Consider the following 24,983-nt stretch of genomic DNA (forward strand, 5'->3'; position numbering starts at 1 on the left):
TAATCAGAGAGGGAAACAGGTTGGCATCATCACCGCAACTCTCCCTTCCTGTGCGTATTCGTGAAGGGCTTGAAGCATTTGCTTCAAGGTCTCCATCTCGTTTCGCGATTTTGATCTTTGCCTCGCTGATCATTGTTTTTACCCTGCTGCTTGCGCAGCCTTATGCCAGTGCAAACAGGCAGCCCACTAACTTTGCTGATGCGTTCTTCACCGCCATGTCGACTATTTGTGTGGCTGGTTTGAGCACTGTTGATATGGCGACCTACTGGTCCCCACTAGGGAACGCCATTATCTTCACTGGAACGCAGGTGGGTGCTCTCGGTGTTCTGACATTAGCCTCCATCTTGGGAACCATCATCTCGGGCCGTCTTGGATTACGTGCGCGGTTGATGGCAGCCAGCGACACCAACCCCATGCGTATTCACTCTGGGCCAGTAGCCGAAGGCCAAGCCATTCGACTTGGCGAGGTCGGAGGCCTGCTTGCCACGGTTGCTTTCAGCTTGATCATCATTGAAACCACCATTGCTCTGCTCATGCTTCCCAGCGTGCTTTCTGCTGGTTATTCCCTGGGTGAGAGTATTTGGTACAGCTTCTATTACTCAGCCATGGCGTTTACAAACACTGGCTTCACCCCCAACGTTGGTGGGCTCACTCCTTTTGCTCATGACTATTGGTTCCTCACTTTGATCATGGTTGGGGTTTTCCTTGGAAGTGTCGGCTTCCCCGTGATCTATGCACTCAGTCGTAACCTCAAGCACCCCCGCAGATGGTCGCTGCATGTCAAGCTCACCCTTACGACCTGGGCAATCCTCTGGTTTGGCGGCGTCGTGGGATTCCTCCTGCTCGAGCCAGGGAACACACAAGTCTTTGCCGGGATGGGGCCCGGAGAACTTACCTATCAGGCGGCCTTCCTCTCCACTATGTCTCGTTCTGGTGGTTTCAATCTGGTTGATATCTCACAACTTGATTCCTCAACTCTGCTGTTCACTGACATGCTCATGTTTATTGGTGGTGGCTCGGCCTCCACCGCAGGTGGTATCAAGGTGACCACGTTTGCGGTCTTGATTCTTGCTGCCATTGCTGAGGCTCGCGGACGTTCCTCTATCGAAGCTTTCAAGCGTCGCATTCCCGGAGACGTTCTGCGCCTAGCTGTGAGCGTGGGTCTGTGGGGCGCAACGACTGTTGCTATCGGCACACTCATCATCAGTGAGCTCACGGATGCCCCACTCGAATATGTGCTCTTCGACGTCATCTCTGCATTTGCCACCGTGGGTATGTCCACCGGCGTGACAGCAGAATTGTCAGATCCTGGTCTCTATGTTTTAGCTCTTGTCATGTTTATGGGTCGCGTCGGTACAGTGACTATGGCGGCAGCTTTGGCTGCTACACAAGTGGGACAATTCTTTACCCGCCCCGAGGAAAGGCCGATCGTTGGTTGATCACAAAAAGAAGAACAATGCCGTACTCGTTATCGGCTTAGGCCGTTTTGGTGCCGCAACTGCCGGTCAACTCGATCGCCTCGACCGAGAAGTTCTCGCCGTGGACACAGACATGGAACTTGTCCAGAAATGGTCAGAGCGTGTCACACACACTGTCCAAGCAGATGTGACCAACATTGATGCCCTCAAACAAATAGGCGCCGAGGAATTCTCGACCGTCGTTGTTGCCGTGGGCTCTTCCATCGAGGCGAGCGTGCTCATTACGGCAAACTTGGTTGACCTGGGCATTCCAGATATTTGGGCTAAAGCAATCAGCAAATCCCACGGCCAGATCCTCACACGCATTGGGGCAACCCACGTGATTTATCCCGAAGCAGAAGCAGGTGAGCGCGTTGCTCACCTGCTCTCAGGACAAATGCTCGACTTCGTTGAACTGGACACCGACTTTGCCATTGTGAAGATGTATCCCCCGCTGGCTATTCAGAACAAGACTCTCGCCGAAGCAGCGCTCCGTCGCGACTACAAAATCACGGTTGTGGGTGTGAAGAAGCCAGGTGGTTCGTTTGTGTATTCCACGGCTGACACGTATATCGAAGCACGTGACCAAATTATTGTTTCCGGTCACCCCGAAGACATTGAGAAGTTTGCTGCCCTAGAGAAGTAGCTATTCTCCGCGGGCCATTTCCTCGGAACGAGCAATTGCAGCCTGTGTTCCATTGAGCAAAATTGCTTCGATGTTGGCTTCATCGAATACAGCAATGGCACGTTCAGTGCTTCCCTTAGGGCTGGTCACCTGGCGGCGCAACTCTTCGGGTTCTTCACCGGATTGTGCAAGAAGTTCAACAGCGCCACGGAAGGTGCCTTGCACCATTTTCTGAGCTTGCTCAGCACTGAATCCGTGTGAAATCGCCACCTTAGTCAGCTGCTCAATGAAATAGAACACGTATGCAGGCCCAGAACCTGAAATTGATCCCAGGGCATCGATCATGCTCTCGGGCAGGACGATGACCTCACCCACGGTGGAGAACATGTCACAAATAAGGTCAAGCTGAGCTGGGGTGGAACGCGTTCCGGCAGCAATGCCGGTCACGCCCAAGCCAATCTTTGAGGGTGTGTTGGGCATGGTGCGAATAACAGAAACATGTTCGGGCAGGTGAGCTTCCATGGTGGCCGTCGTTACTCCGGCGGCAACACTAACCACGATTGCGCCCTCGGCGAGCGCAGGAGATATTTCGTCCAGCAGATCTGGAACCATTGCTGGTTTCACTGCGACAAGAACGATGGCGGCACCGCGCACAGCCTCGAGGTTGGCTTCGGGGTTAGTGGCAGTTGCCCACGCTTGCACGCGAGGTTCGTGATCGAATGACGCTGCGTTCTCGGCACTTCTGTTTGTCACGCGAACAGCTCCCTCCACACTGACGTGCGGAGCAAGGAGGCCAGAAAGAATTGCTCTGGCCATGGAGCCGGCTCCCAACATTGCAATGGTGGGAAGTGTTACCTGTGTTTTTTCACTCACCCGCTCATTCTAGGATTGACTCACGGCGATTGAGGGAGATACGTCCATGAGTGCAACAGGCGGTACCAAGGCAATCATTGCTGCACTGCTCGCAAACCTGGGTATTGCTGCCACAAAGTTCATCGCCTGGGCACTCTCCGGCGCGACTTCTCTTCTTGCTGAAGCAGTGCACTCTCTCGCCGACTCGGGTAACCAGGTGTTGCTTCTCATTGGTGGTCGCAGAGCAAAGCAACGCGCTGATGGCAAGCACCCTTTCGGTTACGGTCGCGAACGCTACGTCTATGCCTTCGTTGTCTCCATCATTCTGTTCAGCGTTGGTGGGGTTTTTTCTCTCTATGAGGGTTTTCACAAACTCCAACATCCTGAACCTCTCGAGATGTGGTGGCTCCCTCTCTTGGTGCTCTCCATCGCTATCGTCCTAGAGAGCCTGTCCTTGCGCACAGCAATCCGTGAATCAAACCCTCACCGCGGTGATGCGTCCTGGATTCAATTTGTTCGTCACGCAAAAGCACCCGAACTGCCTGTGGTTCTGCTGGAAGACACCGCTGCTCTACTCGGTCTTGTCCTGGCGTTTTTCGGTGTGAGTCTCACGGTAATCACCGGCGATAGCCTCTTCGACGCACTAGGCACGATCGGTATTGGAATTCTGTTGATTGTGGTGGCCATCATCCTGGGCATTGAGACAAAGAGTTTGCTCATTGGTGAAGGTGCCAGTGTCGAGGACGTTCAAGCTATTGAGAAAGCCATCATTTCTGGCGGTGAAACCGACGGAATCATTCACATGAAGACCCTCTATCTTGGCCCTGATGAATTCTTGGTCGCAGCTAAGTTAGCTTTCCCGGCAGAGCTCCGCTTCTCTGAGGTAGCTCAGGCAATTAACACCATTGAGAGTCGTGTTCGCGAAAGTGTGCCGGCAGCTCGGGTGATTTATCTCGAACCGGACGTGGCACGGGTTGACCGGACTGAGTCACTGGCAACGGATGCCATTGTGATTAAGGGAACCGACTAACCTAGTTTTTCTCGGAAGAACTCAGTCAATAACTGCCCGCATTCTTCGGCACGAACACCCGAAATCACTTCAACCTGGTGGTTGAGCCGGCGGTCACGAAGCAGATCAAAAACTGATCCTGCTGCACCTGCTTTTTCATCCCACGCTCCGTAGACAACGGTGGGGATGCGTGCAGCAAGTATTGCTCCCGCACACATCACACAGGGTTCCAGCGTCACAATGAGGGTGCAGTCATCCAAGCGCCAACTTCCTAAGCTGGCTGCAGCAGCTCTGATAGCCATCACTTCAGCGTGGCCGAGAGGGTCGTCGTCTCGCTCTTTAGTGTTTCTGCCGGTTGCAATAACCTCACCTGCGGCGTCCAGGATGACTGCTCCCACAGGAACGTCATCGGAGTGTGCACAGACACGTGCTTGTTCAAGTGCAAGCTCCATCTGGGCTTTGCGCTCTGCAGAGGTGGGGACAGCCATGCTTTCAGCCTATATCGGCTTATTTGACAGGGTTTAGCTACGTCCGGTTAACTTATCTCTATGACATACGGAGCTCACACCACCTGTGGTGACCGCGGCATGATGGCCGTGATGAGCTGTGCCTGCCGTCGAATGTGTTGCAGCAACTAACCTTCCTCGCTCCATCTCTCGACTTTCAACACATCGCCCGTGTTTAGCTGGCTCGATGTTTTACGGCACTACAAAGGATTCCCCAGATGTCAACTCCCCACGAACGCCCTCAGCCTAAAGGCTTTGCCTTATATGTTGGGCTTGATGAAGCCAGCGCCGCTGAGCGCGGTCTCGATCTCGGCAAGGTTGTCGAAGCACTTAAGAAGCTCACCAACGAACTTGTCCCCGGAACCGAAACCTATGCCGCTGTAGCGTTAGCTCCTGCGAATTCAAAGGGGCGCCAAGTTGATTTAGTTCGTTTGGCACTGCAGGAGCCTTCGGCGGTGGCAAAGTACAAACCTGAGGATGAGTACGAGCCTTCCGACGGTGACGGAGGTGTCGTAGTAGACATCTCCCGCAAGCGTGTGCTTATCGACTACCAAGCAGCACCGCTAACTTTCAAGGAATTTGAACTGCTGCAGTTCCTTGTCGTTCACAAAGGCGAGACCATCAGCCGCGAAGATATCATCAAAGCCTTGTGGCGCGAGGATGACCTCGATATTCCTAATGAGCGCACGATTGACGTTCACGTGCGACGCCTGCGTTCCAAGCTGGGCCGCTTCGAGGACATCGTCCGCACAGTTCGTGGTGTTGGCTACCGCTATGACCAGCACGCTGACGTGACCGTCATGCACGCAGGAACCCCCAGTCCAGATCTGTTCTAAATCATTCACAGGTAACCCTCAGAAAAATTACTTCCCTGTCGTTACCTTTTCGTTATAAAGTGACTGTACGAGCGTTGCTTGCTGTGGTGGCCTCGTGAATGTGATTGCAAAACTCTTGGTGTAAAACAAGGGCCGATCGGATGCCTCTTCCGATCGGCCCTTTCCTATTGCCTAGGCTGTACCTATGACCTGCACAATCGTTTGGCTTCGAGATGACCTCCGTGTTGCAGATAACCCTGCCCTAGCTGCAGCCATCGAACACGGTGAACCTGTTGTTGTGGTCTATATCCTCGACGAAGTGAGCCCGGGGATTAGGCCGTTGGGTGGGGCAACGAAATGGTGGCTTCACCACAGCCTGGTTGCACTCTCGGACAAAGTGCGGCGCCTAGGCGGAGAACTCATTCTCAAGCAGGGTGCCTCGGCAGACATTATTCGAGGCCTCATACGTGAGACCAATGCCAGTGCGTTGTACTGGAACCGTCGCTATGGCAAACCAGAACGTGACCTGGATGCCAGCATCAAGGAATATGCCAAGGCTTCAGGTGTTGACGCCCAATCATTCCAGGCGAATGTTTTGTTTGAGCCGTGGACAGTCCGAACAGGAAATGACACCCCGTACACCGTGTTTACTCCGTTCTGGAAGTCGTGTGTTAACCGTCCAACCCCACCACGATTACCCATCCCTGCGCCCACAAATCTCACTCCTCCGGCAACTCAACCTGCCAGTGATGAACTAGATTCCTGGAATCTGCTTCCCACTTCCCCGAACTGGGCTCTCGCCTTCGACCACCGCTGGAACGTCGGTGAAAACGGAGCACATCAAGCTCTTGATCGCTTCTTTGATTCGCGCATCACCAGATACGCCAAGGGTCGTGACTTCCCTTCGGAATATTCCACGAGTGAGCTTTCTCCCCACCTGCGCTGGGGAGAAATCAGCCCGTTCCAGATCTGGCATGCCACAGATGAATTCCGCCGCAAGATGGGCAATACTCCCGAGATCACAACCAATGCCACCAAATTCCTCTCCGAGCTTGGCTGGCGTGAATTCAGTTACCACCTGCTTTATCACTGGCCAGAGCTAGCCACCGTTAATTTTGATGCCCGCTTTGATCACTTCCCCTGGGGTCAAGCAGACCCAGACATTCTTGATGCTTGGCAGCAAGGAAGGACAGGTATCCCTCTGGTCGACGCGGGCATGCGTGAGCTGTGGCAGACCGGCTACATGCACAACCGAGTCCGTATGGTGGCCGCTTCCTTCCTGATCAAGAACCTGCTTATCGATTGGCGTATCGGTGAAGCGTGGTTCTGGGACACCTTGGTTGATGCCGACCCAGCCAACAACGCTGCCTCTTGGCAGTGGGTTGCTGGTAGCGGTGCTGACGCAGCACCCTACTTCCGTGTTTTCAACCCCATGCTCCAAGCAGAGAAATTCGACCCCAAGAGTGAATATCTTCACCGCTACTTAGGTGACTATGAGCACCCCATGCTCAGTGGATACCCCGAACCAATTATTGATTTGTTAGAGACACGAAATCGAGCTCTTGAGGCGTTCAAAACTCTTGGTGATATTCCTCGCCAGATTCGTCCACCTGTCGTGGACCTTTAACACAAGAACCCCGCCAGGAGCGGGGTTCTTGATGAGTAATGAATTGCTATTGAACTATCGGGATACCGGTTGCCGCTGACGCGTTTTCTTTAGAACCGACATCTGTAACGTTCGTAAATCCTGCTGCCTTCATCTGTTCAACTGCTGCTGCAGAGCGTTTGCCAGAGCGGCAATAAACGTAATACTCACCGTCGGTGGGAAGCTGGCTCAAAATTGAGGCAAAGTCAGGTGACTGAACGTCAATATTGACTGCACCTTCCAAGTGTCCTTCTGAGTATTCAGAGGGAGTGCGAACATCAATCACAATGGCATTGGAACCGAGTGTGACCGGTTGGGCCGTTGGTGCACATGCAGTGAGGGCGACCAACGCAGTCATGACGAGTGCGAAAAGAGTGATGATTTTCTTCATAGTCACAGAGTATCAGATACCCCCAGGGGTATATGGACTTAGGCTTCGCGAGTGATCTCGACCTTCACAAAAACACCTGAGGCGCTCGCCCCGGCATAGACACCGCGTAAAGGTGAGACGTCTTTGTAGTCGCGGCCACGTGCAATCAAGACGTGGCGCTCCCCGATGTGGAGCATGTTTGTGGGATCAAAACCAAACCAATCCCCGGTAAACCATTCCACCCACGCGTGAGATTCCCCGACAATTGTTTCGCCAATTTCCGCATCGGCCTTTGACTGCAAGTAGCCAGAAACATAACGGGCAGGAATTCCTACAGACCTCAACGCACCCAAAGTCACATGGGCAATGTCTTGGCAGACACCCTTCTTGTTTTCCCAAGCATGAGCGGCAGTGGTTTGAACACCGGTGACACCCTTGGTGTATTCGATGTTGTCGTACACAGCTGCCGCTATTGCCATTGCGGTGGCAGCTGGGTTGTCATGTTTATCAGCAATGTCACGGGCAAGATCGATGACGCCTGCTGGTGGTTCTGTCAGCCGGGTCTGTTCGGTGAATTCCACAAACTTTGTTGTGCTTGTCCGGACAGTGGCTAGGTCATCCCAGCTCATGTCTGGTGACTCCCGCAGAGCAGGTCGAACCTCGACAACACTTGTAGCCGTGACAGAAAGCTCCGTGTGTGGAGTGAGAACTTCGAAAGTGCTGACCTGTGTTCCCCAGTAGTCAACGTAACCATGCTGAGCAGCCGCAGGATGAATCTGAAGATTTGCCTGCAGCACAAACTGCTCGTTGCTATTGACCGGCAGCATCCGAGCCTCGTTGTAGGAGGCAGTTGCGGGAAGTTCATAGGAAAACCCAGTGCGGTGAACAATGCGGAGACGACTCATGATGTCTCTCCAATCCACACAGGTACTGCGCTGGTGGGGAAATACTTCAAACGAATCTGGTCGCTGGCCGCACTTGTGACTGCCTGGACTTCTTCCATATGCGCAGGCAGATCATCCATCAGTTCAATAATCGGACGAAATTCGAGTTCGCTGCGGATACCGCCCAAGAGCCGAAGGGCTTCGTCGACAACTCCCGCACGGCCCTCGCGTGGATCTATCTCGCGCAAACACTCTTCGGCTTTTGTGACCGAATACAAAATGGAACGAGGAAATAAGCGGTCTGTTAACAAAAATTCTGCAGCATTGTGAGTAGAAGGCACTCCTCGGTAGGTGCGCAAGTATGCTTCATAGGCGCCACAGCTTCGGAGAATAGTTGTCCAAGACGGACCGCTGGCGTCAGTGAGCGACCTTGTCGCTAACAGACGGGCGGTCATATCTGCACGCTCGAGAGCACGGCCTAATGTGAAAAACTGCCACGCTTCGTCATGGCTTGTAGCGGAGTCAACAATTCCGATTGCAAGTGCAGCACGCTCACGAACCCAGCGGAAATAATCGTGTGTTTTTTCAGCAGCAAGTTTCTTGGGAATGCGCGCGTTAGTGCTGTTCAGGCACTCCCAAAGTTCGGTGGACACAATCTCGCGAGCACGACGTGCGTTCTCTCGCGCAGAGGCAATAGCAAAAGCGATTGAGCCAGGATGTTGACGGTCAACCGCAAGGTCATTAATCACGTCTTCACGTGTGACAAGGTGCCCTTGAGGAACATCTGTACCCATCACTGACAGCAGTGCGCGGCAAGCAGAATCTTCATCTATCCAAGGATCTTCCAGAAGGAGCTGCAAGTGAACATCCAAAATACGGGCAGTGCCGTCGGATCGCTCAACATAGCGGCCAATCCAAAACAGAGATTCGGCGATACGACTTAACATGCTTCCACCTCGTCACGGCTCTGCTGCTGCTGTTCCTGTTGCTGATGGCGCTTTGTCTCATCGTGATCTTGTGGCAAAACCGAGGGTAATGATGCTCGCGACTCATGCGGCGTGGTGGATGTGAGCTCTGTCTCTGCGGTTTCCTGAGCTGCTTGGTCTGCAACCAAATCCGACACACTCACATGCTCGCGAATGGTCCCCTTGCCGGGGCGATCCTCAATCGGACCAACAACCCACGTGTCCTTTGACCCACCGCCCTGGCTCGAGTTCACAACAAGCTCACCTTCTGGCAGTGCAACGCGAGTGAGGCCCCCGGGGAGAACAAATACGTCCTCACCGTTATTGACAGCGAAAGGCCGCAGGTCGGCATGGCGAGGTCGAATACCGTCCTCCACAAGAGTGGGAATCGTGGAGAACTGAACCACCGGCTGAGCAATCCACCCGCGAGGATCGGCTATCAATCGTTTTCTTAGTGCTTCGAGTTCATCTGCAGAGGCGTCCGGCCCGACAACCAAACCTTTTCCACCGGATCCGTCAACTGGTTTCACAACCAGTTCATCTAAACGGTCCAGTACTTCTTCCAGAGCCTGTGGCTCTTCGAGGCGCCACGTATCGACGTTGGGAAGTATGGGATCTTCTCCGAGGTAGTACTTCGTGAGTGCTGGAACGTAGGTGTACACCAACTTGTCATCAGCAACACCATTGCCAACTGCGTTGGCAATGGTGACATGGCCTAATCGTGCGGCAAGCAGCATTCCCGGAGAACCCAGAATGGAATCTGGTCGAAATTGAAGTGGATCGATGAATTCATCATCGACGCGGCGATAAATCACATCTACTCGTTTGGGGCCTGCCGTGGTTCTCATCCATACGCGGCCATTAGAACAAAACAGGTCGCGTCCTTCGACGAGTTCAACTCCCATGAGTCGGGCAAGCAGGGTGTGTTCAAAATATGCAGAGTTATAGACACCAGGAGTCAGCACAACGATGGTGGGTTCATCGACGCCCTCAGGCGCAGAAGCTTGTAGGGCTTGAAGAAGTTTGTAGGGGTAGTCGCCTACGGGGCGAACACTCATCTCCACAAACAGCTCGGGCAGTGTTTGTGCCATGACACGACGATTAGAAATGACGTAGCTCACGCCTGATGGAACACGCACGTTGTCTTCGAGAACGCGCCAATCTCCCTGCTGATCGCGGATCAAATCGATACCAGCAACATGGATTCGCACACCGTTAGCTGAACGGATGCCTGCGGCCTGACGATGATAGTGACTTGAGCTGCTGATGAGCTGTGCCGGGATTACCCCATCTCTGACGGCATTTTGAGGGCCATAGACATCGGCCAAAAACATTTCAAGGACCTTGACCCTCTGCTGAACACCGCGTTCTAAGTTGTTCCAGTCGTCAGTTTCGATGACGCGAGGAACTGCATCGAGAGGGAACGGTCTTTCTTCCCCGGCAAAGTCGAAGGTCACACCCTGAGCAAGATAAGAACTGGCTAAAGCTTCTGTTCGGCCACGCAGTTCTTCCTGCGTCATTTGGGCTAGCGCGTTATAGAGATCTTTATAAGGAGCCCGAGGGTTTCCTGGTTTGTCGGTCTTAGGAAACATTTCATCCCACGCAGCTGCACCCTTGCGCACACGAGGTGTTTCTCGAGTGTTTCCATAACCGTCAAACAGGGTTGCCATGTTTACATCCTGCCCGTCTTTGGTTACAAGAAGATTACAGTCGAAATGATCAACAGGAAAGTGTGTCCACAGCTGTCTTCAGGATTGGGAATTATGTCGTTAGCGTTGTCACATGGAAGCTGCTGACATTACCCAAGGAACCTGGCTTAATCCTGCTGAAAAAGTGGAGGCCACGGAAGAGGGGTTGTTCGTTACCGCAAAAGATCGTAGCGACTTCTGGCGCACCACCTCCTACGGGTTTGTGCACAACTCGGGTCACGTTCTGCTCAACGATTTCCCGCAAGGCACGGCAATGGAAGCAAGTTGGATTCTTGATTATGACCAACAGTTCGACCAAGCAGGACTCATGATGTGGGCTGACGAAAGAAATTGGATAAAGGCGGGAGTTGAATATGCTGACGGTGCTCCACAATTGGGTGCCGTCGTCACGCGAGAAGTATCTGACTGGTCAGTAGCTCCCGTCACCGAATGGATGCACCAGGAAATACACCTTCGAATGAGCAGACAGGGTGACGCTGTAACGATTCGCGCGCGCAGCGAGGGACCCTGGCAACTTGTGAGAGTTGCACCTCTTGACCCCGAGCTAACCTGGCAAGCAGGAATTCATGTTGCCAGTCCCACGCGATCGGGATTAACGGTGAGATTTACTTCCCGAACAACTGGACCTGCAGATATTTCTCTGCACGAATAGTGTTCTGCAGGCCTCGTTCTAGAACTTAGAGTCCAGCCACATTCGCGCCTCGTCGATAGAGGCCCCTGGCAAGGCAAAGTGGTCTGCGTCGGGATATGTGGAAGAAGTGATATCCCCACCGAGAGCTTTGATGGCCTCAATGTAGCCGAGCTGCCACGGGAGCGGGCAAGGGCCGTTGGGGTCTTGCCCATCAATCAAAACAAGGATGGGACAAACAGGCTTCTTTTGTGCAGCAGAGGCCTCTTCAAATGCCGCAAACCAGGTGGGAAGTTTTTCTTTATTGACCTGAATCATTGGGCCACTGAGATGGAAGTTCCGCATGAGGATGTCACTGAAGTGGTGAACGGGAGCGGTGTTCCAGTTTTCTTCAAACATCTTGATACCCAAAGGAGTAAAGACATCCTTGAGAGACAACCTGTCTGGGAATGCGGCAGGCATTGCTCCCAGAATCATAAAGAGGTGTCCATCTGGTGGGGTGGGTGTGCCTGAACCTGCAAGAGCTGATCCGATGCCAGGAAGCTTAAGTGCGATGGAAGGTACTCCGGGAGACATTCCCACGCCTCCGACGATTTCGAGATCGCCATAATCAGCAGCATCAAGTTCCGCGGCCGCGAGCGCGCCACCTCCCTGCGACCATCCAATGAATCCGAACTTGGTTCCTGCCCCGACAGGTAACTCACGGGCAGCTTTGACAATGTTTACGGAATCCAAGGCATTAGTCCGGTTCACGGTGTACTGGTGAATTCCTGGTGTGCCCTGTCCTTGGTAGTCAGTAGCGACAACCACCCAACCCTCGTCGATAAATTTTTGTAGTCCTGGAACTCCGTAATCAATTGATGTGACAGAACCAGAGTCAAAATACAGAGTTAGTTCGCGTGCTGGGTCCGGCTGAGCTGAAGGACACGCTGCATCACCCATACCTGTCGTGCCATGGGCCCAGGTCATGACTTTGCGGTTTTCACCTGGCGCTGTTGGGGCCACGACGATTCCCGTTGACTCGGTTGCGTTTCCGTGGAGATCAGCCGAACGGTATCTAATTCGATACGCCTGAGCACCAGCAATCGACGTTTCGATTTTCTCGTGATGGATTAAGACAGTGCTCATGTTGGCCTTTCTTGACGATACGTTCAGTATAGAAATTCGTTCCTGTGAGTTAACTGCCCGATTTGCACTTCTGCGAGCAATACTTCACGTTCTCCCAGTCACGTGCCCACTTCTTCCGCCATTCGAAAGGCAGACCACAGCGCTCACATACTTTGGGCGCGAAGCCATTCTTTGTTTGTGCAGTGCGGGGCATTCCCCCAATGTAGTTGAGTAATTGCTGTGAATTGTTATTCACGAGTTTTATCACCTCTTGTGGGCGATATATCGTTAAGTGTTCGCAAAGTAGTAAAGGAGAACAACGTGAAAGACTCTTGGACAAAGAATTCCAGCACTGACTGGTCACTTTCTTCTGCGTTGCAAACCTTGGAAGACCTCGGCGGACAGTTCAAACGAAATGTGGACATGCGCATGCGCCGTGGCGATGTGCGTTCTGCCGTTTTAAGACTTTTGAACGAATCACCGATGCACGGCTACCAAATCATGAACGAGATTGAGACCCGTAGCGGTGGCGCCTGGAAACCCAGCCCTGGCTCGGTTTATCCCACCCTCCAGCTCCTGGTGGATGAAGGATTACTCGAGGTCAAGGAAACCAAAGGTCGCCGAACATACTCCCTGACCGCGGAGGGTAAAGAAGTAGCCGCGGCCGAGTCTGAATCTCCAGCTCCCTGGGAGACCGGATTTGATCGACCCGCAGGACCGCGCGGTGCTCTGGCTCGCTCGGGAGTAAGCGTGGCAAAAGCTGCTGCAGACGTTGCCCGGTTAGGAAATGCATCCCAGATGGAGGACGCAACCGCACTCCTCGAGGAAACTGCGAAAAAACTTTCCGCAATTGTGACGCACAATTAAGGGGTGGGTACCCCAAGCGAAGGCATCGCTAGCGAGCAGATGACTGCTCGCCAATCACGAGCGCGCTATCGCAGAATTCTGCGCTTCGCCGCCAGGCATCTCGCGTCTCTATGGTGGTATGAACTCGTCCTGCCGCGCCTTGGTTTGGCCAGCGTTGCCAACCGCACCCGCACAAACAGACTCAAAAACATCGCGCGCAGCTTCCAAAAGCTGGCCCTAGACCTCAGCGGCTTGCTTATCAAGCTGGGACAATTTATGTCCACGCGCCTCGATGTCTTACCACCGGTCATTACCAAAGAGCTCGAAGGATTGCAGGACGAAGTTCCTGCTGTGCCCTTCGACCTCATTCGTGCCCTAGCGGAAAAAGAACTTGGCATGCCCCTGGAGAGCATATTCAGCCAAGTTGACCCTGAACCCTTGGCTGCAGCATCACTGGGGCAAGTCCACCGCGCAACGCTTTCTGACCTCGATGCCGAAGACACTGGAATACTCAATGTCATTTTGAAAATCCAGCGGCCGGGAATTGATCAAATTGTTGAAGTTGACCTCAGTGCCTTGCGACGCGTTGCCGGTTGGCTCAGCAGAATCAGTTTGGTCAACAAGCGTGCTGACGCACCCGCGTTAATGGATGAGTTTGCACAAACCTGTCTAGAAGAAATTGACTACCTCAACGAGGCGGCTAATGCTGAACGCTTCGCAGAGAACTTTGCTGACAACCCTCGCGTTCGCGTTCCCCAGGTGGTGTGGGAACGATCAACACGTCGGGTCCTCACTCAAGAAGATGTCACCAATATCAAAATCACTGACCTCGATTCGCTCACAGCAGCAGGCATCAAACCCGAAGATGTTGCCAACGAGTTTGCCGCGGTCATGTTTGACCAGGTTTTCATTCACGGCTTCTTCCACGCCGACCCACACCCTGGCAACATCTTCATTCAGCCGCTGGCAGAGCCAGATGAAAACGGCCTGACGTGGAGAATGACCTTTATCGACTTTGGCATGATGGGTGAAGTTCCCAGCAGCCTTGGTCGCGCGCTGCGAACAACCGTGATTGCTGCTGCATCTCGCGACGGCGCAGGCATGGTGGAAGGAATGCGTGAAATTGGTGTTCTCATGCCCACAGCTGACACCGTCGAACTCGAGCGGGCGCTCACCAAAGTCTTTGATCGTTTCGGTGGAGTGAGCTTCGTCGAGCTTCAAACTATTGACCCCCGGGAATTCAAAGCCTTCGTCAATGAGTTCTCTGACATTGTGCGCGCACTCCCGTTCCAGTTCCCCGAGAACTTCTTGCTTGTTATCCGAGCTATCTCGCTCACCTCTGGGGTGTGTAGCTCAGTGAACCCACAGTTCAACATCTGGAATGCTATCGAGCCCTACTCTGCCAAGCTCATCCGCGCCGAGGGGGGCAATGTTGTTCAAGCATTCCTGCGCGACGGGCTGAGCTCGCTCGCCCTGCTAGCTCGATTGCCCAAGCGTGTGGATTCGCTCATCACGCGAGCAGAACTTGGGCAGCTCACCCTCAGAAATCCTGAACTGGAAAAGAGAACATCTGCATTGAACCGGGCAGTGCGCAGAGTCGTTTCCGCCGTGCTCTTCGGTGTCTTCTTTATTGGTGGGCTGATGGTGATGGAAAGAGATGAAACTCTTGGCACCATCTTGATGATTACCTCAGCACTTCCACTTTTGCATGCACTCTTCGCGGACGTGATTGCTCGACGAGGACCACTGCCCTAAGCAGTTTGTTGAGTGAGTTATGAGGAACTTCCAGGAACTCGACATTTCCGGTGATGTATTAGAAATCGTTGAAAAAAATTTCGCAGGACTCTATTCGGGTGCTCTCAAGGTCAGCTCAATCCCAGGCGGGCAATCAGCAGCAGACGCGGCATTGGCCCAGCTAGACGTTACAAACTATGCCCGTCAACGTTCTGAAGTTTTGCCCCGGAGAAACAGAGGCGCAAGCGTTCTCTCTCCCTATATCCGTCACAATCTGATTACTCTAAGCCAGGTCTACAAGGCTGTTAAGGATGCCCCATTTCAAGATAGGAAGAAATTCAGAGACGAGCTTTTTTGGCAGGAATATGCCCGTCACCTCTACGCCCGCATAGGAACACGGTTATTCGAGAATCTTCGCTTCGAAGCGAATAGAGACTCAGCTGGCGAGGGCTGGAATCGAGAGATGCTGTGTGTTGACACAGTGCTCTCTGAGCTCAATGACGATGGGTGGCTCGTCAATCAAACCAGGATGTGGTTGGCGTCTGAATGGACGGTAAGAAAAAACGTCGGATGGCTACACGGGCAAGAGCTCATGTATAGAGAATTAATTGATGGTTCTCGTGCAGCAAATCTTCTGGGGTGGCAGTGGACAGTGGGCGCTGGAACGGGCAAACCATATGGCTTTGCCCAATGGCAAGTTGAAAAACGAGCACCCGGTTTGTGCGCCTCGTGTGCGCTGAGAACGAAGTGCCCGATCAAGAGCTTTCCTGACGAAACATTCCCGCGGCAACTCACAAACGAACCGCTTCTGGATTTTGACCCACACTTAGATGCAACTATCGGCCCACTAACACCGACTAATCATGAGAAGCCTGGGCTTGTACTCCTCACAGTTGATTCCCTTGGAGACGCAGACCCAGCATTATCAGCACACCCTGAATTGCCTGTGGTGTTTGTTTTTAACGAGGGCGCTTTGAAAAAGTTACAGCTCAGTTCCATGCGTATTAGTTTCTATCTTCAAACACTTCAAGATCTGTCTCAGCGCAGAGATGTGAGGGTACTACTCGGAAATCCGTATGAATTTGCTGAGCAAAATCCTGTCGCAGTCACATTTGCTCCAGTGCCTTCTTTCCGAAAGTTCACCAATCTTGCAGAAATACACCCTTATCCGTGGTTCAGAAAACCTCACGCGAATTCAGTGCGCAGTTTCTCTTCTTGGCGAAAACATTTTTCAGGCTAATGCCGATGATCCCAAGATCAATTCCCCGAGGGTTCCTTGAGGCAGAGCAATCCAGCCTTCGGTTTGAGCAAACTTTCGCTGCTGCCCTGTCGGCTTGACGTATCTTCCCGTTTCAACTGCGTAGGTGGCAAGTGCGGCAATCACTGCATCGAAGGCGTCACAGGATTTCACCATCACTATCCTGTGGTCTCCCAAATCGAGCCAAGGCGCCTCGTCACAGATGAGCTTTAGAAGCTCTTCGCGTTTGTGCTCAGATACTCGGTAGCCGGTCGTATCGAAACCCCACAACCTCAGCGCCGCTCCGGGATAGACCTCCGCGACTAACCCTGCGCCGGTGCGATCAATCGTGATGCCCGATGCAGACACCTTGGACAGCAGACCCGCACACCTCATTGCTGTGAGACCAAGTCGATCGGTTGCCACACTCAGCGGCCACCGGCCGGTAACGCTACGAACGTGGCGATCGGTCTCCCGGTATGCCAACCGTCTGCGCCAATCCATTCCACCGTCAAAATCTATTTTCTTCGCGTGCAGAGACTGTTGCGCCGTGAGAAATTGGATAAATTCTTTCGGCCAGCCCAGTGCACAATCGATGCCCATTTTGTTCACACGGCCTGCGACGTCAACAATGACGTCATCGCTCACCCCAAGATGCAACTCGCGGATCACAGCAGTTTCTGCGGACCATTCGATCACAGCCGCTGCGGTGCCCTTGGGCTCCGCAGCGAGGTCAACTCCGGCAGTGAACATGAAGTAAGCCTATTCATCTTGCGACGAGGAAGTTGATGGAGAGGCCCAGTTGATTCGGTTAGCATGAAGACATCTGCAGCGTTGGAGAGGATCCCCTATGAGCGCACCCACTCAGGCACCTTCGTCGGGCAAGGGACTACAGGCGAATACCCTCGGAGTATTCGGATCTACCGTCATTGGTCTTGCCTCCACTGCTCCGCTGTATTCGTTAGCGGCAACACTGGGTTACGTGGTTCTTGCCGTCGGTGCACAAGCACCATTGGTGTTCATCATTGCTGCCATCCCCATGATTTTTGCAGCCTTTGCGTACCAAGAACTCAACCGAGAAATGCCTGACTGTGGCACAACATTTGTTTGGGGAGCCAAAGCTTTCGGTCCGGTTACCGGATGGATTGGTGGCTGGGCATTAGCTGTTGCCAGCGTGATGGTGTTGGCGAATGTGAGTGAGGTCACCGCGATTTACTTCTGGTACCTCGTGGGCAACACCGGGTTTGCCGAAGATCCTGTGATTGTGGTGTGGACCGCTGTGGCATTCATTGCGCTGATGACCGCGATCAGTGTTCTTGGACTCCAAGTCGGCGAGCGCATGCAAACCGTTCTCATGGTTTTCCAGATGGGGCTCTTAGTTGCCTTTGGAGTTCTGGCATTTATCAATGCGACCTCCGGCGCAAATGCGGACTCTGTGAACTTCTCTTGGTCATGGTTTAACCCTGCAGAACTCGGGTCTTGGTCTGGATTTATGCAGGCCGTGCTTCTAGCACTCTTTATCTATTGGGGCTGGGACACCTGTCTTGCACTCAACGAAGAGACCCGTAACCCCAAGAAAACCCCTGGACGTGCTGCATTGATGACGATTGTCATTCTCATCGTTGTATATGTCGGTGTCACTATTGCCGTCATGATGTTTTCTGGTTTCGGGGAGACAGGCTTTGGTTTAGCAAACCCCGACAATCTCGATGACGTCTTCACCGTCCTTCGAGACACATTCTTTGGTCAGTGGGGTTGGCTGCTCATCCTGGCGGTCATGATCTCTGCTGCCTCCTCAACTCAAACCACTATCTTGCCAACCGCTCGTGGAACGCTATCGATGGCTGTCTATAAAGCTCTGCCTGCAAAGTTTGCTCAGATTCACCCCAGCTTCAAAACTCCATGGTTCTCCACGGTAGTCATGGGAGTGGCAGCAATCGCCTACTACGTTGTGATGTCGTTCCTCTCCACGGATATGCTCGCTGACTCACTGTCCTCGATGGGTCTTGCCATTGCCTTCTACTACGCCATTACGAGTTTCTCTGCGTTCTGGTATTTCCGGAAGACACTGCGCGAGAGCGCACGCAACCTCTGGATGCGTGGCATCTTCCCGCTGCTGGGTGGGCTGCTGTTGACCTACGCGTTCATTCAGTCCGCGTTTGACATGATCAATGTCGACTACGGCTACACCGTCCTTTTAGGTGTTGGCGGTTCCTTCGTCATTGGAGTTGGCGCCATCCTGCTTGGCTTTGTGCTGATGGGCCTATGGAGGTTGCGTCCAGGCTCTCAGCCCTTCTTCCAACGCCAAAGCCTCAACCGGGACACCCCTGTCTTGGTTCCAGATGTGTGAGAACTGACATGACTGCGCACGTCAAGACTCTCGTTATTGGCGCCGGGGTATCAGGCCTCACGGCAGCGCGCCTGCTTCACCTGCACGGCAACACAGTGATGGTGCTTGAAGCACGAGATCGTCTTGGTGGCCGGCTTCACTCTGAACATCGCGATGGCTACGTCACCGATTTAGGGGCGTCCTGGATTCATGGCATTGAGGACAGCCCTGTTGAGCGGATGTGTGCTGCGCTGGGAATGCCCATGATTGAATTTACGGTCGGAAGTTTTCAGCCGGACGGCAGGCCAATTGTGTACTTCGATCCCGAAGGAAAGCGCCTCAGTCTGGAACAAGCACGTGCTTTCACAGAAGACATTCACTATTTCGACACCGTCCTCGCAGGAGTCATCGAGACCATCCCTTCAAGAAGTTCTTATGCCCAGGCGGTCGATCGTGCTCTGGAGAACATCGGGTGGGATAAGGAGCGCTCACAACGTGTGCGCGAATACATGCAGCATCGAACCGAAGAACAAGATGGAGCCCACTTCACTCTGATCGATGCGCATGGTCTTGATAACGAGGAAGTTGACGGCGACGAAGTCGTTTTCCCCGAAGGGTATGACGTCCTCGCTCATGGCTTGGCAGCTGGTATTGATGTGCGCCTGAACCACACGGTCACTGGCGTGACATGGAACGGTGATGGAGTTACCGTTCACAGCGATCAGGGTGACTTCAGCGCCGATCAAGTCATCATCACGGCTCCCATCGGAGTATTACACTCCGATGACTTCCGCATTGAACCAGAGCTGCCTGCTGAGGTTCACCATGCTGTGAACAGTTTCCGTATGAATGATTTTGAAAAAGTCATCCTTCGTTATGACACCCGGTTCTGGGACGAGGACATTTATGCCTTCCGCCGGCAAGGAGCTGCCGGTGACTGGTGGCACTCCTGGTATGACCTCACCAGTCTTCATGGCACGCCCGCACTACTGACTTTTGCTGCCGGACCGTGCGCCATTGAAACGCGACACCTCTCAGATACCGAGGTAGCTGGGCTGATTACGAAGTCGCTGCGAGAAATCTACGGCGATGACGTGTCTCTTCCTCACACGATTCACCGCACGGCCTGGAAAGATGATCCTTTTGCACGAGGTGCCTATTCCTATTTGACCGTGGGTGCTGACACCTCAGAACACGACATCCTTGCTACACCAGTTGGAGGTGTTCTTCACATAGCTGGCGAGGCCACCTGGCGTGATGACCCTGCAACAGTCACGGCAGCACTGATGTCCGGACATCGTGCAGCCCAGAATGTTCTAGGGAAGCAGATCAACATCAGCGGTCTGTGGTCTGGTCTTTAGAAGCTGGCCCGCTTTAGCCGATCGACAATAGCTAAAGCGATATCGTCACCTTCTGGCGTGATGGCGACCACTCGAGAAAGGCCCATTTCATCTGCTTTTCTTAATGCCGAGTAAAGCTGCTTGGCATATTCGATGTTGGTCCGAGGTTCAGCAAGGCGCACGACTCCCTCTGGAGTCACCACTGAGCTCAGAGCAATGAATCCGTCTCCGGCTAGAGGCTGTTCGTTCAAGACCACCTTGGCCCGTGGGGCGTAGTGAGAATCCAGTGACCCGCTCACCCGAATGGATGTGTCAGCGTTCTTTACTCGCAATCCAGTTGAGCGCTCAATCATCTCTTGCGTGATGGCACCAGGGCGAAGAATGCGGGGAGCTTCTGAGGTGCAGTCAATAATGGTGGATTCAATTCCCACCTCAGACTGCTCACCGTCTAGAACAATGTCTGAAGAGTCGAGATAGTCATTCAACTCTTCTCTCACCGCAGCAGCGGTCGTGGGAGAGACTTTTCCAAACCGGTTTGCACTCGGTGCGGCAACACCGAAACCACCGAGGTACACAAACTCTCCCAGAAGTTCACGAGCAATCTCATTATTGGGAACTCTGAGTCCCACGGTGTTTTGACCGCCAGTGACAAAGTCGCCGGCTCGGGTTGACCGGGAGAGGATAAGCGTCATGGGGCCAGGCCAGAAATCGCGCGCGAGGGTGCGGGCATAATCAGGAACTTCACGAGCCCACTGGTCAACCAACTCTGCTGTGCTGATGTGCACGATCAATGGGTGGTCTGCTGGGCGCCCCTTGGCGCGGTAAATTCTTGCAACCGCTTCAGGATTTTCTGCATCAGCACCGAGACCGTACACGGTCTCGGTGGGGAAAGCTACGAGCCATCCCTGCTTCAGCGCAGTAGCAGCTCGAGCAATATCAGCTGAGGTCACATTCGATCCTGGTTGAGGCTCTAAGGGTTACAGAAATCACAGCGTGCAGGGTCAATGCTGTGTTGTCCAAGTGAGACAACTTCAGAATAGTCACACGCGACACAACCAAACTTTTCCGAGTGGGGCACTGAAGCAACCATTTGGCCACACCCACTGCAAGGAAGGCCATATTCATAACCGACTTTGCCCCAGCCAATCTCATTGCAGCCGACGCATCTGGTGGATATCCGCGTCACAAGTTTCTCAGCACACGCGCTGATGTTGCGCTGCCGAGACGGCGAGCTCATCGCTCGGAAGTCACTTTCGACGCGCAGATTCTGAACTGAGGCTTCTCTTAAGGTGTTCAATTCCGCAATGAATTTCTCCGGGTCGTGAATACCTTTCAGAACGATTAATTCTGTGTCCAGGTAATAAAGAATGTTTGCTGCGTGCTCGGGCAAATCAAGACGAGTGGCAAGTTCCTCAAGGTCTGTGTTGTCATTCACTTCTTCTTTGTATGCACGAATATCAGCAGAAAGATGGCTTTCTACAATGACAAAATCTTTACTCACACACACCAAGGCGAGGAGTTCATGATCTGAGGTGACCCAGGGTAGTTGCGGATGGGAACCGATGCTTCCTTCACTTGCGAGTCCGTAGTCTGTGCCCAGCAATTTAGCTCCAGCCCGCGCCTTAGCAATAGCGGCATCGCGAGGGCTGAGCGTGCGAGGAATTTCACCGCTGAACGTTCCGAACTCATCTGTGTCAATCTCTGCCAAGGTGAGCTCCCATTCAGGGACTGCTTCAAAAGCAGGGGCAATCTTTGCGAGTTTCCCGTGCTTTGTTGCCAAGGCAATTCTTTTCGACATGATGAAAGAAGTCTAGAATCCCGAATTGAAAGAAAACTGGAAAACCAGAAATGGTGAGCTTTGTTGAGCTCTAGATAATGGGCTATTTGCCCATCCTGAGCGCAATGCGTGCCGGAAGCATTCTGATGAGCTTGGAAGCAATTCTCATTCCTGGCTTCGCAACAATGACGAATGGCTTACGCGCATCAATAGCAGCAAGGGCAGCCTTGATGGGGACGGCAACATCCATCGGCTTGCCAGGAGGAGTTGTTCCCGCAACGCTGAAGAACTCTGTGGCAATCGGACCAGGGCACACTGCCGTGACTCGAACATTGGTCGAGATGGTCTCTGCCCACAGTGCTTCTGTGAAGGACAGAACGTAGGCTTTCGTTGCCGAATACAGTGCATGGTTAGCTCGGGCCTGGAACGCGGCCAAAGAGGCCATGTTGATAATGACTCCGCGATCGCGCTTGAGCATTCCGGGAAGCAATCCGGTAGTGAGTTCAGTCACCGTCACCACATTGACATTGAGTTCGTTGACGACTGCGTCAGGGTCCTGTTCTGCAACAGAACCGCTTGTTCCAAAGCCCGCGTTGTTGATGAGGACATCAACAACTGTTCCTTGAGAATGTAGCTCCGCAACCAATGAACGTCCTGCACCCGTAACAGAGAGATCACGATCCAAACAGGTGACAGAGACCCCGAACCTGCTATTCAACTCTGTCGCGAGATCTTGCAAACGATCAAGTCTGCGAGCAACGAGAATGAGGTTGCTTCCCTGTGTGGCAAGTTCACGTGCGTATTCAGCACCCATTCCAGAACTAGCCCCGGTTATGAGGGCAGTCATTCCCTTGAATTCATACATTGCCCAAGGCTAACAGGGGGAATAAAAAAGACCCACCGTAGTGGGTCGAAATATGTGCGCCCGGAGGGATTCGAACCCCCAACCTTCTGATCCGTAGTCAGATGCTCTATCCGTTGAGCTACGGGCGCAGTGTTGAAACCAACTGAGCAAGCATAGCAGGGCATCAGCAGTGCTGAAAAATTCGTGTGAGATGAACTCACTATGCAGAAAGATTTACCAAAGCAAGGTGATCGTCGACTGGGAGGCCTTCTGTTTGAGCATTGACTGTTAACGAACCGAAGTTCACCTGGCCTCCAATTGCTGTCAACCATGCTGTATCAGCAGCATCGCGGCCAGTCGCGATACGCATCAGCGTTTGTCTGGGTGCTCGACCTGTCGAATCAAAGACATGCCATGAACCATCGATAAATGCTTCGGTAACTGCGTGGAAATCCATGGGAGTTACACCTGGTGCATAGGTTGAGACCAAACGAGCTGGAATATCCATTGCCCTCAATAACGCAATGTTCAAGTGAGCGAAGTCTCGACAAACCCCATGTCGAGAAATCAAGGTGTGTAATGCTCCGTCTGAAGAACGGCTCGTTCCGGGCACATAGCTGAGTTGCTGGTGAACCCAGTTTCGTATTTCTTGAACAAGTTCGATTCCGTGCAGGTCTCCAAATTCAGCGCGGGCAACATTTCCCAGTTGGTCAGATTCGCAGTATCGGCTTTGCCTCAGATAACGAATGAGATCAGCTTCTTGAATTGGAGGAGTTGCTGAAGTTCCTGAAATGGTGGCGTCATATCCAACGCTTACTCTTCCTGAACTGACATCCGCGACGTGCAGTCGAGTGCCGTGCTCATCAAGCAACTCACGTACAGGAATTTCTACCTCATCTTGACGAACGACGAAGGTTTCCTCGGCGTGCTGTTTATCCGAAACGGCAATGGAGAAAATCAAGCGAGCAGAGGCTTTTGCATGGAGCACGATGTGTGCTGACGCTGAAGACCGCATGGATATAAGTGTCCGGTTTCGTAGACGGAATAACAAGAGCCCGGCTTCCACCCGAGAATATTCAGAATACCTTCTGCACAGAACCGCCCTGTTCGACTGTTCGATACCTTAGATGTATGCGCATTGCCACTTGGAACGTGAACTCTATTCGTGCTCGTGTTGAACGAGTAACGGACTATCTGATTCGTGAGGATATCGACGTCCTGTGCATGCAAGAGATCAAATGCCGAGACAACCAATTCCCCTATGACGCGTTCACTGCAGCAGGTTATGAGGTTGTTCTGCATGGCTTGAACCAGTGGAATGGCGTCGCCATAGCTTCACGTCTGCCACTGGAAGATGTCCAAATTACATTCCCTTCGCAACCTGGGTTTGGGGAACCGGACGCTGACGGCAACGCTCCGCTGGAAGCGCGTGCGATTGCCGCCACCGTTAATGGGGTGCGCGTGTGGAGTTTGTATGTTCCTAATGGTCGTGAGCTTGACCACCCCCACTACTCATACAAACTTGAGTGGTTACGCGGGCTAGCCCGGGACACGGCAGGCTGGTTGGCCGAATCACCAGACATGCCTCTGGCTTTACTTGGTGACTGGAATGTTGTTCCTTATGATCACGACGTGTGGGATATCTCGGAATTTGCAGGTAGCACCCACGTCTCCCCTCCTGAGCGTGAAGCTTTCTTTGCTTTTGAAGCGGTTGGCCTGAAAGACGTAGTGCGTCCACTCATTCCAGAGGGCTACACCTACTGGGATTACAAGCAGCTGCGCTTCCCCCGCAACGAAGGCATGCGGATCGATTTCATATTGGGCTCACCAGCGTTTGCTGACATGGTCGACAGTGCTCACATTGCTCGGGATGAAAGAAAAGGTGATGGTCCTAGCGACCACGTCCCCGTCGTGGTTGACTTAGTGCTCGACGGCGACGAAGACGACCGTCCCATGATTTGGTAGAGATATGACTGCAACTAGAGGCTCAAACATAACCAGCATCGTCTTGCTGGTGGTTGCCGTGCTCAGCGACCTCGTGCTTTTCGTTCCTGCGTTGATGCTGGCCATGGTCAGTGATAGTTGCAGTCCAGATACCTGCAACATGGCTGTATTCACTCTGGGTTACTACATCGCCGTTGCCGGTCCGACCTTGGTCACACTCACCGGCATCGTGTTCACGGTCATCAAACTGGTGAAGAAGCAGGATGCTGTAGCCTTCGCACTCATTGGCCTGGGTGGCACCTACGGAGCGTTCATGCTTGGGTTAGCAATCACCTTCATTACTGTGTCGCTAAAGTAACC

At 53.1% G+C, this 24,983-nt stretch carries 26 protein-coding genes and 1 tRNA gene; 13 read left to right on the top strand and 14 right to left on the bottom strand.

Features of this window, described 5'->3' with window-relative positions; genetic code table 11:
• Positions 1 to 20: 20 nt before the first annotated feature.
• On the top strand, positions 21 to 1,439 hold the full coding sequence (locus tag AINA4_RS07480) for a potassium transporter TrkG (RefSeq protein WP_281786789.1): 1,419 nt from the start codon (positions 21 to 23) through the stop codon (positions 1,437 to 1,439).
• Complete coding sequence (locus AINA4_RS07485; RefSeq protein ID WP_281786790.1) at positions 1,432 to 2,103, top strand: TrkA family potassium uptake protein; 672 nt, start codon at positions 1,432 to 1,434, stop codon at positions 2,101 to 2,103. Before AINA4_RS07480 ends, AINA4_RS07485 begins: the two co-directional genes overlap by 8 nt.
• Here AINA4_RS07485 and proC read toward each other — a convergent pair whose 3' ends face one another.
• Entirely contained in the window at positions 2,104 to 2,916 is an 813-nt protein-coding gene (proC, locus tag AINA4_RS07490; protein ID WP_281787661.1) for a pyrroline-5-carboxylate reductase, read from the bottom strand.
• 85 nt (positions 2,917 to 3,001) lie between these two features.
• Here proC and AINA4_RS07495 point away from each other — a divergent pair, with 85 nt between their 5' ends.
• Positions 3,002 to 3,964 carry a cation diffusion facilitator family transporter gene (locus AINA4_RS07495; protein WP_281786791.1) on the top strand — a complete coding sequence of 321 codons (963 nt, stop codon included), beginning with the start codon at positions 3,002 to 3,004 and terminating at the stop codon, positions 3,962 to 3,964.
• On the opposite strand, the gene tadA is transcribed toward AINA4_RS07495, so the two are convergent.
• Entirely contained in the window at positions 3,961 to 4,431 is a 471-nt protein-coding gene (gene tadA / locus AINA4_RS07500) for a tRNA adenosine(34) deaminase TadA (RefSeq protein ID WP_281786792.1), read from the bottom strand. The two genes, AINA4_RS07495 and tadA, sit on opposite strands and share 4 nt — an antisense overlap.
• A gap of 236 nt (positions 4,432 to 4,667) precedes the next feature.
• On the opposite strand from tadA, the gene AINA4_RS07505 reads away from it, so the two are divergent.
• A complete protein-coding gene (locus tag AINA4_RS07505) occupies positions 4,668 to 5,285 on the top strand; it encodes a winged helix-turn-helix domain-containing protein (RefSeq protein ID WP_281786793.1) in 618 nt (205 codons plus the stop codon).
• A 184-nt stretch (positions 5,286 to 5,469) separates the two neighbouring features.
• Entirely contained in the window at positions 5,470 to 6,891 is a 1,422-nt protein-coding gene (locus AINA4_RS07510) for a deoxyribodipyrimidine photo-lyase (RefSeq protein ID WP_281786794.1), read from the top strand.
• 46 nt (positions 6,892 to 6,937) lie between these two features.
• Here AINA4_RS07510 and AINA4_RS07515 read toward each other — a convergent pair whose 3' ends face one another.
• The 4 genes from AINA4_RS07515 to AINA4_RS07530 are packed head-to-tail and all read right to left on the bottom strand — an operon-like array spanning position 6,938 to position 10,798.
• On the bottom strand, positions 6,938 to 7,300 hold the full coding sequence (locus AINA4_RS07515; protein WP_281786795.1) for a rhodanese-like domain-containing protein: 363 nt from the start codon (positions 7,298 to 7,300) through the stop codon (positions 6,938 to 6,940).
• Positions 7,301 to 7,338: 38 nt separating this feature from the next.
• Positions 7,339 to 8,184: a transglutaminase family protein gene (locus AINA4_RS07520; RefSeq protein ID WP_281786796.1), complete on the bottom strand. Its 846-nt coding sequence runs from the start codon at positions 8,182 to 8,184 to the stop codon at positions 7,339 to 7,341.
• Positions 8,181 to 9,110: an alpha-E domain-containing protein gene (locus AINA4_RS07525; RefSeq protein ID WP_281786798.1), complete on the bottom strand. Its 930-nt coding sequence runs from the start codon at positions 9,108 to 9,110 to the stop codon at positions 8,181 to 8,183. Before AINA4_RS07525 ends, AINA4_RS07520 begins: the two co-directional genes overlap by 4 nt.
• Positions 9,104 to 10,798 (bottom strand): circularly permuted type 2 ATP-grasp protein, encoded by a 1,695-nt coding sequence (locus tag AINA4_RS07530; RefSeq protein WP_281786799.1) that lies wholly within the window; start codon positions 10,796 to 10,798, stop codon positions 9,104 to 9,106. The genes AINA4_RS07525 and AINA4_RS07530 overlap by 7 nt, the downstream gene beginning before the upstream one ends.
• Positions 10,799 to 10,910: 112 nt before the next feature.
• On the opposite strand from AINA4_RS07530, the gene AINA4_RS07535 reads away from it, so the two are divergent.
• Positions 10,911 to 11,489, top strand: a complete 579-nt coding sequence (locus tag AINA4_RS07535; RefSeq protein ID WP_281786801.1) for a DUF1349 domain-containing protein — start codon at positions 10,911 to 10,913, stop codon at positions 11,487 to 11,489.
• 18 nt (positions 11,490 to 11,507) lie between these two features.
• Here the strand turns inward: AINA4_RS07535 and AINA4_RS07540 are convergent, their stop codons facing one another.
• Together AINA4_RS07540 and AINA4_RS07860 are read right to left on the bottom strand one after the other, a co-directional pair.
• Complete coding sequence (locus AINA4_RS07540) at positions 11,508 to 12,593, bottom strand: alpha/beta fold hydrolase (protein WP_281786803.1); 1,086 nt, start codon at positions 12,591 to 12,593, stop codon at positions 11,508 to 11,510.
• A gap of 49 nt (positions 12,594 to 12,642) precedes the next feature.
• Entirely contained in the window at positions 12,643 to 12,786 is a 144-nt protein-coding gene (locus AINA4_RS07860; RefSeq protein WP_348773310.1) for a DUF2256 domain-containing protein, read from the bottom strand.
• A gap of 107 nt (positions 12,787 to 12,893) precedes the next feature.
• On the opposite strand from AINA4_RS07860, the gene AINA4_RS07545 reads away from it, so the two are divergent.
• From AINA4_RS07545 to AINA4_RS07555, 3 genes are read left to right on the top strand one after another with little or no spacing between them, the layout of a single operon-like run.
• The gene (locus AINA4_RS07545) at positions 12,894 to 13,439 is read left to right on the top strand and encodes a PadR family transcriptional regulator (protein ID WP_281786804.1); all 546 of its coding nucleotides are present in this window, start codon (positions 12,894 to 12,896) and stop codon (positions 13,437 to 13,439) included.
• 39 nt (positions 13,440 to 13,478) lie between these two features.
• Complete coding sequence (locus AINA4_RS07550; RefSeq protein ID WP_281787662.1) at positions 13,479 to 15,173, top strand: AarF/UbiB family protein; 1,695 nt, start codon at positions 13,479 to 13,481, stop codon at positions 15,171 to 15,173.
• A gap of 19 nt (positions 15,174 to 15,192) precedes the next feature.
• Positions 15,193 to 16,392, top strand: coding sequence for an FAD-binding domain-containing protein (locus AINA4_RS07555; protein WP_281786806.1), 1,200 nt, complete (start codon positions 15,193 to 15,195; stop codon positions 16,390 to 16,392).
• Here the strand turns inward: AINA4_RS07555 and AINA4_RS07560 are convergent.
• A complete protein-coding gene (locus tag AINA4_RS07560) occupies positions 16,384 to 17,142 on the bottom strand; it encodes a DUF429 domain-containing protein (protein ID WP_281786808.1) in 759 nt (252 codons plus the stop codon). The genes AINA4_RS07555 and AINA4_RS07560 overlap by 9 nt on opposite strands.
• Positions 17,143 to 17,239: 97 nt before the next feature.
• Between AINA4_RS07560 and AINA4_RS07565 the strand changes: the two genes are divergently transcribed.
• Both AINA4_RS07565 and AINA4_RS07570 read left to right on the top strand, forming a co-directional pair.
• The gene (locus AINA4_RS07565) at positions 17,240 to 18,739 is read left to right on the top strand and encodes an APC family permease (protein ID WP_281786809.1); all 1,500 of its coding nucleotides are present in this window, start codon (positions 17,240 to 17,242) and stop codon (positions 18,737 to 18,739) included.
• A gap of 8 nt (positions 18,740 to 18,747) precedes the next feature.
• On the top strand, positions 18,748 to 20,079 hold the full coding sequence (locus AINA4_RS07570) for an NAD(P)/FAD-dependent oxidoreductase (RefSeq protein ID WP_281786811.1): 1,332 nt from the start codon (positions 18,748 to 18,750) through the stop codon (positions 20,077 to 20,079).
• Here the strand turns inward: AINA4_RS07570 and AINA4_RS07575 are convergent.
• The 5 genes from AINA4_RS07575 to AINA4_RS07595 form a co-directional block, all read right to left on the bottom strand.
• A complete protein-coding gene (locus AINA4_RS07575; protein WP_281786813.1) occupies positions 20,076 to 21,008 on the bottom strand; it encodes an L-threonylcarbamoyladenylate synthase in 933 nt (310 codons plus the stop codon). The genes AINA4_RS07570 and AINA4_RS07575 overlap by 4 nt on opposite strands.
• Positions 21,009 to 21,028: 20 nt before the next feature.
• A complete protein-coding gene (locus AINA4_RS07580) occupies positions 21,029 to 21,856 on the bottom strand; it encodes a DUF6671 family protein (protein ID WP_281786815.1) in 828 nt (275 codons plus the stop codon).
• Positions 21,857 to 21,938: 82 nt separating this feature from the next.
• Entirely contained in the window at positions 21,939 to 22,700 is a 762-nt protein-coding gene (locus tag AINA4_RS07585; RefSeq protein ID WP_281786817.1) for an SDR family oxidoreductase, read from the bottom strand.
• Positions 22,701 to 22,755: 55 nt separating this feature from the next.
• Positions 22,756 to 22,828 (bottom strand) — tRNA-Arg (locus tag AINA4_RS07590).
• Positions 22,829 to 22,899: 71 nt separating this feature from the next.
• Complete coding sequence (locus tag AINA4_RS07595; RefSeq protein ID WP_281786818.1) at positions 22,900 to 23,694, bottom strand: transglutaminase family protein; 795 nt, start codon at positions 23,692 to 23,694, stop codon at positions 22,900 to 22,902.
• A 116-nt stretch (positions 23,695 to 23,810) separates the two neighbouring features.
• Between AINA4_RS07595 and AINA4_RS07600 the strand changes: the two genes are divergently transcribed.
• On the top strand, positions 23,811 to 24,644 hold the full coding sequence (locus AINA4_RS07600) for an exodeoxyribonuclease III (RefSeq protein WP_281786820.1): 834 nt from the start codon (positions 23,811 to 23,813) through the stop codon (positions 24,642 to 24,644).
• 4 nt (positions 24,645 to 24,648) lie between these two features.
• Positions 24,649 to 24,981, top strand: a complete 333-nt coding sequence (locus AINA4_RS07605) for a hypothetical protein (protein ID WP_281786822.1) — start codon at positions 24,649 to 24,651, stop codon at positions 24,979 to 24,981.
• Positions 24,982 to 24,983: the final 2 nt, after the last annotated feature.

The sequence above is a fragment of the Aurantimicrobium sp. INA4 genome (assembly GCF_027924525.1).
GTDB lineage: Bacteria > Actinomycetota > Actinomycetes > Actinomycetales > Microbacteriaceae > Aurantimicrobium.